The organism is Paenisporosarcina sp., assembly GCF_057785155.1.
Map to the genome: position 1 here is coordinate 181,673 of NZ_JBYNRN010000012.1, position 11,961 is coordinate 193,633.

At 38.1% G+C, this 11,961-nt stretch carries 11 protein-coding genes; 10 read left to right on the forward strand and 1 reads right to left on the reverse strand.

From position 1 onward, the window contains the following. The first annotated feature begins 42 nt into the window (after positions 1 to 42). The 10 genes from lon to AC3EA5_RS04190 all read left to right on the forward strand — a co-directional run bounded on the left by lon (position 43) and on the right by AC3EA5_RS04190 (position 11,757). Complete coding sequence (gene lon, locus AC3EA5_RS04145) at positions 43 to 2,370, forward strand: endopeptidase La (protein WP_488607190.1); 2,328 nt, start codon at positions 43 to 45, stop codon at positions 2,368 to 2,370. Beyond that, positions 2,367 to 2,975: a ribosome biogenesis GTP-binding protein YihA/YsxC gene (yihA, locus tag AC3EA5_RS04150; protein ID WP_488607191.1), complete on the forward strand. Its 609-nt coding sequence runs from the start codon at positions 2,367 to 2,369 to the stop codon at positions 2,973 to 2,975. The genes lon and yihA overlap by 4 nt, the downstream gene beginning before the upstream one ends. Before the next feature lie 613 nt (positions 2,976 to 3,588). Continuing rightward, positions 3,589 to 4,953 carry a glutamyl-tRNA reductase gene (gene hemA / locus AC3EA5_RS04155; RefSeq protein ID WP_488607192.1) on the forward strand — a complete coding sequence of 455 codons (1,365 nt, stop codon included), beginning with the start codon at positions 3,589 to 3,591 and terminating at the stop codon, positions 4,951 to 4,953. Positions 4,954 to 5,042: 89 nt separating this feature from the next. Further along, the gene (locus tag AC3EA5_RS04160) at positions 5,043 to 5,873 is read left to right on the forward strand and encodes a cytochrome C assembly family protein (RefSeq protein WP_488607193.1); all 831 of its coding nucleotides are present in this window, start codon (positions 5,043 to 5,045) and stop codon (positions 5,871 to 5,873) included. Positions 5,874 to 5,890: 17 nt separating this feature from the next. Further along, on the forward strand, positions 5,891 to 6,820 hold the full coding sequence (gene hemC / locus AC3EA5_RS04165) for a hydroxymethylbilane synthase (protein WP_394187581.1): 930 nt from the start codon (positions 5,891 to 5,893) through the stop codon (positions 6,818 to 6,820). Continuing rightward, positions 6,813 to 7,574 carry a uroporphyrinogen-III synthase gene (locus AC3EA5_RS04170; RefSeq protein WP_488607194.1) on the forward strand — a complete coding sequence of 254 codons (762 nt, stop codon included), beginning with the start codon at positions 6,813 to 6,815 and terminating at the stop codon, positions 7,572 to 7,574. The genes hemC and AC3EA5_RS04170 overlap by 8 nt, the downstream gene beginning before the upstream one ends. Next, the gene (hemB, locus tag AC3EA5_RS04175) at positions 7,571 to 8,551 is read left to right on the forward strand and encodes a porphobilinogen synthase (RefSeq protein WP_488607195.1); all 981 of its coding nucleotides are present in this window, start codon (positions 7,571 to 7,573) and stop codon (positions 8,549 to 8,551) included. Before AC3EA5_RS04170 ends, hemB begins: the two co-directional genes overlap by 4 nt. Then, positions 8,551 to 9,840 carry a glutamate-1-semialdehyde 2,1-aminomutase gene (hemL, locus tag AC3EA5_RS04180; RefSeq protein WP_488607196.1) on the forward strand — a complete coding sequence of 430 codons (1,290 nt, stop codon included), beginning with the start codon at positions 8,551 to 8,553 and terminating at the stop codon, positions 9,838 to 9,840. The genes hemB and hemL overlap by 1 nt, the downstream gene beginning before the upstream one ends. Positions 9,841 to 10,088: 248 nt before the next feature. Next, positions 10,089 to 11,144 carry an AbrB family transcriptional regulator gene (locus AC3EA5_RS04185; RefSeq protein ID WP_488607197.1) on the forward strand — a complete coding sequence of 352 codons (1,056 nt, stop codon included), beginning with the start codon at positions 10,089 to 10,091 and terminating at the stop codon, positions 11,142 to 11,144. 55 nt (positions 11,145 to 11,199) lie between these two features. Then, a complete protein-coding gene (locus AC3EA5_RS04190; RefSeq protein WP_488607198.1) occupies positions 11,200 to 11,757 on the forward strand; it encodes a hypothetical protein in 558 nt (185 codons plus the stop codon). Here AC3EA5_RS04190 and AC3EA5_RS04195 read toward each other — a convergent pair. Then, on the reverse strand, positions 11,750 to 11,941 hold the full coding sequence (locus AC3EA5_RS04195) for a hypothetical protein (protein WP_394187587.1): 192 nt from the start codon (positions 11,939 to 11,941) through the stop codon (positions 11,750 to 11,752). The two genes, AC3EA5_RS04190 and AC3EA5_RS04195, sit on opposite strands and share 8 nt — an antisense overlap. Between the last annotated feature and the right edge of the window lie 20 nt (positions 11,942 to 11,961).

Genomic DNA, 11,961 nt, shown 5'->3' on the forward strand with positions numbered 1-11,961 from the left:
TGCGGGTAAATCGGACAGAATCGGATGGAGGTGAATTCCCGCATGCCAAAGAAAAAAGAGGAAAAAAAAGTTCCATTATTGCCACTTCGTGGACTTCTTGTCTTCCCTACAATGGTATTACATATTGATGTTGGACGAGAACGATCAGTCGCGGCACTTGAGCAAGCATTGTTAACAGATAATATGGTGTTTTTAGCAACGCAGAAAGAGATGAATGTAGAACAGCCTGTGGAAGATGATTTGTATGAGATTGGTACACTTGCTCATGTGAATCAAATGATTAAACTTCCAAATGGAACAATTCGAGTATTGGTCGAAGGTATTGAGCGTGCTTCTTGGAAAAGCTATAAAGAAGATAAGAATTATACGGTCGTACAAGTAGAAACTTCTCCGGATGATCCAGAAAAAACAGCAGAGCATGAAGCTTTAATGAGAATGTTGTTACAGTATTTTGAAAAATACTCGAAAGTATCGAAAAAAGTGACCACTGAAACATATGATACTGTGTCGGATATTGAAGAACCTGGTCGATTAGCTGATATGATTGCTTCTTATTTGCCGCTTAAAGTAAGTGGAAAGCAAGAAGTTCTAGAAATATTTGATACGAAAGAGCGTTTAGAGTGGTTGGTCAATCGCCTACACAATGAACAAGAAGTGTTAGATATGGAGAAGAAAATCAATGCTCGTGTGAAGCAAGCGATGGAACGGACACAAAAGGAATTCTATTTGCGTGAACAAATGAAAGCCATTCAGACAGAGCTTGGTGATCGAGAAGGGAAGACCGGTGAAGTATCAGATCTTCGTAAGAAAATTGATGCATCCGGAATGCCTGAAGCTACACTTAAAGCTGCAATTAAGGAACTCGATCGATATGAGAAATTACCTTCGGCTGCTGCAGAAAGTGGCATCATTCGAAATTATTTAGATTGGCTTGTATCTCTCCCATGGAAAGATTCGACTGCCGATCGATTAGATATTAATCGAGCTAAAAAAATATTAGACCGTGATCATGATGGTTTAGAAACTGTCAAAGAACGAGTGTTAGAATACCTAGCAGTTCGTCAATTAACAAAATCATTGCGTGGTCCAATTCTATGTCTTGCGGGACCTCCGGGTGTCGGTAAAACTTCTCTAGCTCGTTCAATTGCTGAATCACTTGGACGCCAATTCGTTCGAATTTCACTTGGTGGTGTTCGAGATGAATCTGAAATAAGAGGACATCGACGTACGTATGTCGGCGCAATGCCTGGTCGCATCATTCAAGGTATGAAGAAAGCAGGTAAGATTAACCCGGTATTCTTATTAGACGAAATTGATAAAATGTCTAATGATTTTAGGGGAGATCCGAGTGCCGCTATGCTTGAAGTATTAGATCCTGAGCAAAATCATTCATTTAGTGATCACTATATCGAAGAAACGTACGACTTATCTAATGTCTTATTTATTGCAACTGCCAATGATTTAAGTACAATTCCAGGTCCTTTACGCGATCGCATGGAGATCATTACAATTGCTGGGTATACAGAAATGGAAAAACAGTCAATTGCCAAAAATCATTTATTGCCAAAACAATTAAAAGAACATGGCTTAACTAAATCACAATTACAACTTCGTGATGATGCACTTTTGGATTTAATTCGATATTATACGCGTGAAGCTGGCGTTCGTAGTTTAGAAAGACAAATCGCAGCGATTTGTCGTAAAGCTGCGAAACAAGTGGTTTCTACTGATAAAAAACGAATTGTCATGACTCCTGCAAATTTAGAAGAAGTAATTGGTAAGCATAAATTCCGTTATGGACAAGCCGAGACGGAGAATCAAGTTGGTGTAGCAACAGGACTAGCATATACAACTGTCGGTGGAGACACGTTACAAATCGAAGTAGCGTTATCACCTGGTAAAGGTAAACTCCTTTTAACTGGTAAGTTGGGTGATGTTATGAAGGAATCTGCTCAAACAGCATTATCATTTGTTCGCTCTAAAGCAGAAGAATTGGGTCTTGATACAGACTTCCATGAGAAGTGTGATATTCATATCCACGTTCCTGAAGGCGGGGTTCCAAAAGATGGACCATCAGCAGGTATCACCATAGCTACCGCATTAGTATCAGCTCTTTCAAAACGTCCAATTAAACGTGAAGTAGGAATGACTGGAGAAATCACATTAAGAGGTCGCGTACTTCCAATTGGTGGTGTAAAAGAGAAGACGCTAAGTGCACATCGTGCTGGTTTAACGACCATTATTTTACCGAAAGACAATGAACGTGATATAGAAGATATACCGGAAAGTGTGCGTGAAGATTTAACGTTCAAACTTGTTTCGCATGCGGATGAAGTGCTAGAAATAGCATTAGAAGGAGGCGTGCAATGAAAGTTCATAACGTAGAATTAGTCATAAGTGCAGTAAGACAAGCACAATATCCAGAGGGAGGATTGCCAGAGTTTGCTTTAGCTGGACGGTCCAATGTAGGTAAATCCTCATTTATTAATAAAATGATTGGCCGTAAAAGTATGGCTCGTATATCATCTAAACCAGGGAAAACGCAGACATTAAACTTCTATAAAATTGAGGAAAAACTCTTTTTTGTAGATGTACCTGGATATGGCTACGCAAAAGTATCAAAAACATCACGTGAAGCATGGAGCAAGATGATTGAAGAATACATCACGACACGTGATTTACTAAAAGCCGTTATTCAGATTGTCGATCTTCGTCACCCACCGTCAGATGATGATTGCATGATGTATGATTTCCTGAAATATTATAATATCCCGTGTATCGTAATTGCTACGAAAGCCGATAAAATCCCTAAAGGCAAATGGGAGAAACATAAGAAAATGGTGCGCGATGAATTAGACATGGAAGCGCACGATACGATGATTTTATTTTCATCAGAAACAGGTATGGGCTTCGATGCAGCGTGGGCAGAAATCGAACGTCGTATGTTACCGACTGAAGAAATTGAATCAGAGTAAGTAAATTTGCATTCCCTAATTTATTTTACAAAGCCACTCTATCTCGATTTAAATTGAGATAGAGTGGCTTTTCGTTGTATATATTCCTCGAGCGCTTCTTATTGACTAAAGTATCAACTGTCGATTCACTCAATCCCTTATTGATATAGCATTTATTGTAGTAACTTAAGATATAACATATTAGAGGTGTATAAAATTCCAGGAGTAAAATTGTACTATTTGATTTTATATACACAATTTTCTTTTTACTGATTGTAATGGAGGCGGCGACTCCTGGGCAAAAGCACTCCCTTTAGACCCTGGACTGAGCACCGCGAGGGAAGCGGCTAAAGGGAGTGCCCCCGGAAAGCGTCTGCCGCAATGAAAATCAGCCACGACAATTAAAAAATGTCAACTTCACTGTATTTACAACAATTTTCGAGGCAAAATGAATTATGAAATCATAACGTTTGTATGCGTGTGCTCGTTTTGATACACTTACATTGTAATTATTATAAATAAGAACATGACTCATCCTTGATTTCATAGCTTGTTCACATTTAAAACCTTGTTTTATGAATGGTTATGTTATAATAAAAGGCATGAAATAGAACGTGAGAGGTGTCATGAGGCCATGCATACCATAGTCGTAGGTGTTAATTTTCGTACAGCTCCGGTAGAGATTCGCGAACGATTATCCTTCGTTGAATCCGATTTACCGCAGGCGATGCAAGCACTACAAACGCAAAAAAGCATATTAGAAAATGTCATCGTGTCTACATGTAACCGAACGGAAATCTATGCGATTGTCGATCAGTTACATACAGGACGATATTATATTAAACAATTCCTTGCCGAATGGTTCAAGCTACCAATCGATTCTTTTTCTCCATATCTTTTCATCTATGAAGCAGATGGAGCGATGGAGCATTTGTTCCGAGTAACTGCTGGAATTGATTCAATGGTTTTAGGGGAAACACAAATTTTGGGTCAGGTGAGAAAAAGCTTTTTAGAGGCTCAAGAACGTGGGACAACTGGAACTGTGTTCAATCAATTGTTTAAACAGTCTGTAACACTCGCAAAAAAAGCACATGCTGAAACAGCGATTGGTGAGAATGCTGTTTCTGTCTCTTATGCAGCTGTTGAACTCGGTAAGAAGATTTTTGGTTCATTAAAGAATAAACATGTGGTCATTTTAGGTGCAGGAAAAATGGGTGAATTGGCGATTAAAAACCTTCATGGTAGCGGTGCTGAAAAAGTGACTGTCATTAATCGAACGTTTGAAAAAGCTCAATTACTTGCTGCTAAATTTGATGGACAAGCTAAATCTATACAAGAATTACAATGTGCTTTATTAGAAGCAGATATCTTAATTAGCTCCACAGGTTCAACGGATTTTGTGATTGATTTGGACCTTATGCAATTCGTAGAACGTTTACGCAAAGGAAAACCATTATTCATGGTGGACATTGCCGTACCACGTGATTTGGATCCGCGAATTGGGGAACTTCCTAATGTATTTTTATACGATATTGATGACCTTCAAGGAATTGTAGAAGCTAATTTAGCTGAGCGTCAACGTGCAGCAAATGAAATCATGTTGATGATTGAAGATGAATTAGTCCAATTTAAAGATTGGCTTGGAACTCTAGGCGTTGTCCCTGTTATTTCGGCACTTCGACAAAAGGCGTTGCAAATTCAATCGGATACAATGGTAAGCATTGAAAATAAAATGCCGGACCTAACTGATCGTGAACGCAAAATATTAAGTAAGCATACAAAATCTATTATTAATCAATTACTAAAAGATCCGATCCTTCAAGCGAAAGAATTAGCTTCTTCACCTAAATCACAAGAACAACTCGATTTATTCCAACAGATTTTTGGAATTGAAGAAGAAGTTAAGCAAGAGAAAGAAAAACTAATGACTGCTACAAAAGAGACAGTTGACTTTCCTGAAAAAACGAAGCAAGTAACAAATCCAGGGTACTCATATTAAATTCTAGTAGGGAGGCGTTTTCGTTCATGTATGTTAAACTATACATGCGAAAACGCTTTTTCTCATGATGAAAAGAGAGGGGTAAAGCAGTGGTGGATATAACCATGACAAGGTTGCATGAAGGAATGGTCATCCTCTACGCAATTAGTCTTGTCTTTTACTTCATCGATTATTTAGATAAAGATTCAAAAGCATATCGTATTGCCTTTTGGATACTTACTACGGTATGGATTTTGCAAACAGTATTTTTAGTTTTGTACATAGTGGAGACGCAGAGATTTCCGATTCTCACATTATTTGAGGGTATATATTTTTATGCTTGGTTATTAATCACACTGTCGATTATTTTACATGTAACTTTTCGAGAAAAAGTGCCTGTATTCTTTTTAAATGTGATTGGGTTCATTTTTATAACCATTCATACATTTGCTCCAGTTCAAATTGAGCAGTCTTCAGTAGGAGACTCTTTATTATCTGAGTTGTTATTTATTCATATAACGTTTGCCATACTGTCCTATGTAGCTTTTTCACTGTCCTTTGTATTTTCAGCTTTGTATCATATCTTATATCGCTTATTAAAGAAGAAGAAATGGACTAAGCAGTATGGGAATTTGCCATCTCTTGGACAAGCTGAAAAAGGTATGACAGTTTCGATCGGAATTGGTATTCCGTTTTTATTAGTCAGCTTAATTCTCGGATTACAATGGGCATACGTATCGCTTAATGAATTTACCATATTGGATATAAAGATATTCGGATCTATCTTCTTATTATTTGTATATGGTTTTTTATTTTATAGACGTCAGAAGGGACTACTTCATGGGACAAGCTATGCTTGGGGGCATGTATACGCATTTCTCCTCGTATTAGTTAATTTCTTCTTAGGAAGTCGCTTATCTGATTTTCATTTTTGGTATTAAGAGAGGATGTTTCAACATTGAGAAAAATTATTGTAGGTTCTAGAAGAAGTAAATTGGCATTAACACAAACGAATTGGTTTATTGATCAAATGAAACAAGCAGGTGCTCCATTTGAATTTGAGGTAAAAGAGATTGTCACAAAAGGTGATCAAATCGTTGATGTTCAACTTTCGAAAGTTGGCGGAAAAGGGTTGTTCGTAAAAGAAATTGAGCAAGCTTTATATGACAAAGAGATTGATTTTGCTGTTCATAGCATGAAAGATATGCCATCTGAGTTACCAGAAGGACTTGTGATTGGTTGTATCCCTCCACGTGAGGATGCACGAGATGCGTTTATATCTACTGGTCATGTGAAGTTTATGGATTTACCAGTTGGTGCTGTTGTAGGTACAAGTAGTTTACGTCGTTCTGCCCAACTTTTACTAATGCGTCCGGACATTGATATTAAATGGATACGTGGGAATGTAGATACACGTTTAGCAAAACTTGAAACGGATGAGTATGATGCGATTATCTTAGCGGCAGCAGGTTTAAAACGCTTAGGTTGGAGTGACGATGTAGTTACTGAATATTTATCTGTTGAAGATTGTTTGCCAGCAGTTGGCCAAGGTGCACTTGCGATTGAATGCCGTGGTGATGATGCAGAACTATTAGATGAACTTAGCAAGCTAACACATCAAGATACATGGAAAGCTGTCCATGCAGAACGTGCATTTTTATATGCGATGGATGGAGGGTGTCAAGTTCCGATTGCAGGATTTGCAACGGTACAAAACGATACGATTGAATTTACTGGTTTGGTTGCATCTCCTGATGCGGAGCAAGTATACAAAGAATCTTCTTCAAATGTAGAGCCTGAAACAGCTGGTAAAGAAGTAGCGAAGTCATTGAGTGAACAAGGGGCATATGATTTGATTCAACAAGTGAGAGCCGATTTGAATGTGTAATAAGGGTGATTTGCAAGGGCGAACGATTGTCTTTACAAGTCAACCAAAGTCTGATGAGCCGTTTAAATTAGTTGAACGTTTAGGCGGGGAAGTAGCTTGCTTTCCATTGATTCAAATTACTGAATTCATTAGCCATGATGAAGCTTTTATTGCAAGATTGTCTCTTTATGAATGGCTTATTTTTACCAGTCAAAATGCGGTAGAAATGTTTAGTGAAAAGCTAAATAGACACGGGATATCAGTAAATGAGTTGTCTTTTAAAGTGGCGGCAGTAGGAACTAAAACCGCCTCAGCATTAGAAGCAATCGGACTGCAGGTATCATTTATTCCAACTATTTATAGTGCAGACACTTTTATTAACGAATTTCCAACTCATTTAAAAGACACAGATCGATGTTTGTTTTTAAAGGGATCACTTGCGAAAGATACTATTAGAAATGGATTAGACCATGTAGATGAGTGGACTGTGTATGAAACGACACCTAATGTTAAAAATGCAGGGGAGTTAGCTGAATACTTAAAATCTAATCCACGAGTATGTATAACATTTGCTAGTCCATCAGCTGTTCATAATTTCTCGAAATATGTATATTCACAAGTGCATCTACCAACGGTAAAATTTGCAGCGATTGGTCATATTACGGCTAAAAGCTTAATTGACCATGAATTGCCTGTCCATATACAAGCTAAATCGTACACCTATTTAGCACTAATTGATGAAATTGCAAATTGGAAGGATGTTGAAAGTAAATGAAAGATCTTCAATTTAACAGACATCGTCGTTTACGTAACAATGAAACAATCCGCGCGATGGTACGTGAAACGACCTTACATACGAATGATTTAATTTATCCAATTTTTGTTGCAGAAGGCTCAAAAATTCGAAACCCTATTTCTTCAATGCCAGGTGTTTATCAACTATCGCTAGATAACTTAGGGGAAGAAATTGATGAAGTGGTAGCACTAGGAATACCATCTGTCATACTTTTTGGAATTCCTCTGGAAAAGGATGCAGAAGGCACACAAGCTTATCATGATCACGGTATCATTCAAGAAGCCATTCGATTTGTAAAGATGCGCCAACCGAACTTAATGGTTATTGCCGATACATGTTTATGTGAGTACACAGACCATGGTCATTGTGGCATTATCGAAAATGGCCAAGTGTTAAATGATCCGACATTGGATTTACTTGCACGTACAGCTATCGCGCAAGCTAAAGCGGGAGCAGATATTATTGCTCCATCTAATATGATGGATGGTTTCGTAGCGTCAATCCGATATGGTTTGGATGAAGCCGGTTTTGCACATTTACCAATCATGTCTTATGCAGTGAAATATGCGTCAGCTTATTACGGTCCTTTCCGAGATGCAGCTAACAGTACACCACAATTTGGCGATCGTAAATCATACCAAATGGATTACGCTAATCGTAATGAAGCGATGCGAGAAGCTACATCTGATGTAGAAGAAGGTGCAGATTTCTTAATCGTAAAACCTGCTTTATCGTATTTAGATATCGTACGTGATGTGAAAAATAACTTTGATATTCCAGTTGTTGCTTACAATGTAAGTGGAGAATATGCAATGGTCAAAGCAGCTGCACAAAATGGCTGGATTGATGAAGAAAAGATCGTTCTTGAAACGTTAACAAGTATGAAGCGTGCAGGCGCAGATTTAATTATGACGTACCATGCAAAAGACGTGGCACGTTGGTTGGGGGCTAAATAATGGGACGTTCTTACGAAAAGTCAAAACAAGCATTTTCTGAAGCCGTGAAATTAATGCCGGGTGGCGTGAATAGTCCAGTCCGTGCATTTAAATCGGTTGATATGGATCCAATCTTCATGGCAAGTGGAAAAGGCGCAACAATCACTGATATTGATGGCAATGACTATATTGACTATGTATTATCCTGGGGACCTCTAATCTTAGGTCATTCACATCCAGATGTCGTATCAGCTATTCAAAAAGTCGCAGAAACAGGGACGAGCTTTGGTGCTCCAACTGTGGTTGAAAATGATTTAGCAAAGCTTGTTATGGAAAGAGTGCCATCAATCGAAATGGTTCGTATGGTTTCGTCTGGAACAGAAGCTACAATGAGTGCTTTACGCGCAGCTCGAGGATTTACAGGTCGCAATAAAATTCTGAAATTCGAAGGTTGTTATCACGGACATGGCGATAGCTTATTGATTAAAGCTGGATCAGGTGTTGCTACCCTAGGCTTACCAGATAGTCCTGGTGTTCCTGAATCAGTGGCGAAAAACACAATTACAGTAGCTTATAATGACTTAGAAAGCGTACGAGAAGCTTTCAAGCAACATGGTGATGATTTAGCTGCCATTATTGTTGAACCTGTAGCTGGGAATATGGGGGTAGTTGGACCTGAACCAGGCTTCTTGGAAGGACTTCGTGACTTATCAACAGAGAACGGAACAGTGCTTATCTTTGATGAAGTTATGACAGGTTTCCGTGTTGGTTATCATTGTGCACAAGGTCATTTCAACGTGAAACCTGACCTCACATGTCTTGGCAAAGTAATTGGTGGAGGACTACCTGTAGGGGCATATGGCGGTAAACTTGAGATCATGTCTCAAATTGCACCGAGTGGTCCAATATATCAAGCGGGAACATTGTCAGGAAATCCTCTAGCTATGACTGCAGGACTTGAGACATTGTCTCGATTAACACCTGAGACTTATGATCATTTCAATAAATTAGCTGATCTTTTAGAGACTGGTTTCCGTGAAGCAGCAACGAAATACAATATTCCACACACAGTTAACCGAGCTGGCTCTATGATTGGCTTCTTCTTTACAAATGAAACCGTAACAAATTATGATATTGCGAAGACGTCAGATCTTCAGTTATTTGCAAAATATTATCGACTAATGGCGGAAGAAGGCATTTTCTTACCACCGTCTCAATTTGAAGGAATGTTCCTATCTGCTGCCCATACGGAAGCAGATATTGCAAAAACAGTTGAAGCATTCCATAAAGTATTTGCTCAATTAGTCTAACTTTTTTGTCCTGGTACTCCTATGAGTACCAGGGCTTTTTTCAATGGGCTTAGTTAACAAAAATTATATAGAGATCCGTTGTGTCTCATTTCCTATTTCGAAGATTTGACGGATCATCTCAACAGTCAGTTCGTGTAAGATAAAATCTAGGTCATTCTTTGAAGAGCTTTTAATTAGAAAGAATAAACCTAAGGGAATGTGGTCTCAGTATATAACAGAGACTTTTCAGTGAATATGAGGTGTAAAGAATGCAAAAACAGTGGTTGATTTTTCGGACGTTTTTAATTGCCGCCTTAAGTGGGTTTGCCTTCTATAAAATTGGTGTATTCTTACCATGGTTACTAGGACCGATGATTGCTTTATTACTTTTAAGACAGGTCACGAAACTCGAGTTTATTTGGCCAAAGCTATTACGACAAATAGGGCTGATCATTTTAGGTGTTCAAATTGGTTCTTCATTTACAAGACAAGCAGTAGAGCTTATGTGGTTTGATTTTCCGTTAATGATTCTTTTAACCGTTTCAGTTGTGGGAATGGCTTTAGTATTAAGTAACTTGTTTATGAAGATGTCTGGTGAATCTTTAGCAACTTCCATATTAGGTTCACTTCCTGGTGGACTTTCTCAAATGGTTTTATTGAGCGAGGAAGTAAAATCAGCTAATTCTACGGTAGTGACCTTAATGCAAACTTTCCGTATTTTTGCTGTTGTAACGATTGTTCCATTCTTAACAGCGTGGATCCCTAAAGGGACTCACTTTGATGAGTTGTCACTAAATAACTTACCATCTTTTAATGTCTCACATTTCTTGTTTTTTCTTGGAATGGGTGTGACTTTGTTTATCCTCATGAAAAGAGTTCATTTTCCTTTACCTGAACTAATGGCTCCAATCCTATCGATGGCCATTGTTCAATTTTTCACGGACCATTCTGTTGTAGAAGTGCCAACGTTGCTTCTGATCGTATCCCAACTTTTCGTAGGAGCGCACTTAGGGTTGCAACTTGAAAAAGTATCTGAGCTATTTACACTCCGATTATTTTGGTCGATATTAGCAACGAATATTTTACTCATCACATATTGTGCATTCATGGCCTATCTACTTATGTTCATCCATCCAGTGAATTCTTTTCTCGACTTCTTTATAAGTGCTGCTCCAGGAGGCATTGCAGAAATGTCCATTACGGCACTTGAAACTGGAGCAGATTTATCCACCGTCACAAGTTTTCATTTGTTTCGCATCTTTTTCATACTTTTATTGGCAGGACCTCTAGTGACAATGGCTTTAAAAAAATGGGTTAAATCATAATTCTATGTTCCCTCGCATACAATCTTTCACAGATAGTTGTGAAGGAGGACAAGAATTGGAAAAAGTAAATTGGTCATTCCAAGAAAATTTTTATTTTCCAGAAAGTTTTGGCACACCGACCGGAACGACGCTTGTAGAAGTAAAACCTAGATTCGAATTTCAACAAAAGGACGGGTATTGTTGTCTGAATGGAATTTACCATATTTCTGCTTATGTGGCGTTTGAACCTGGTCAATGTGAACATCATGGGATATCAGATTGGGTATCAATTGAAGATTTAGAGATGAATGGTGAACACGGTTACTTTGAATATGCCGTTCCTCACTCCATTGAGCTACCAGCGGATTACAATCAAAGTCAAAACGTTCCAGAGTTTACGATCACGAAAATTGATCCAATCGTTACAAATGACAAAACGCTTCAGATTAACTGGGCAGTAGATTGTGCTTATGAAAAATTGGTTCAGCCTGAATTGGCAGTTGAAGAAAGTTCATCATCTTCTTCATCGGCATCAAGTAACGAAGTGAGCGAATCATCAGAAGTGACGGGTAAGTCCAAACCATTTTTCTTAAAAGAATTGAAAGAAACCTATTCAGTTTACCAAGTTAAATAATATCTTTTTGGAATAAAAATAAAATCGCAATTAATAGACATAATAATAAAAAATCGAATGTTGTTGGAAGAAAAATCGTTCGAATTAATTCAAAAACAGTAATCGGTAAAATAATATTTTTACAATAAAATCGGGTCTTTCGTAACCATGGGGGAAGTAGGTAGGGATTATATCCTCGTCTCATAAAAATCTCCTTTCAAAAAA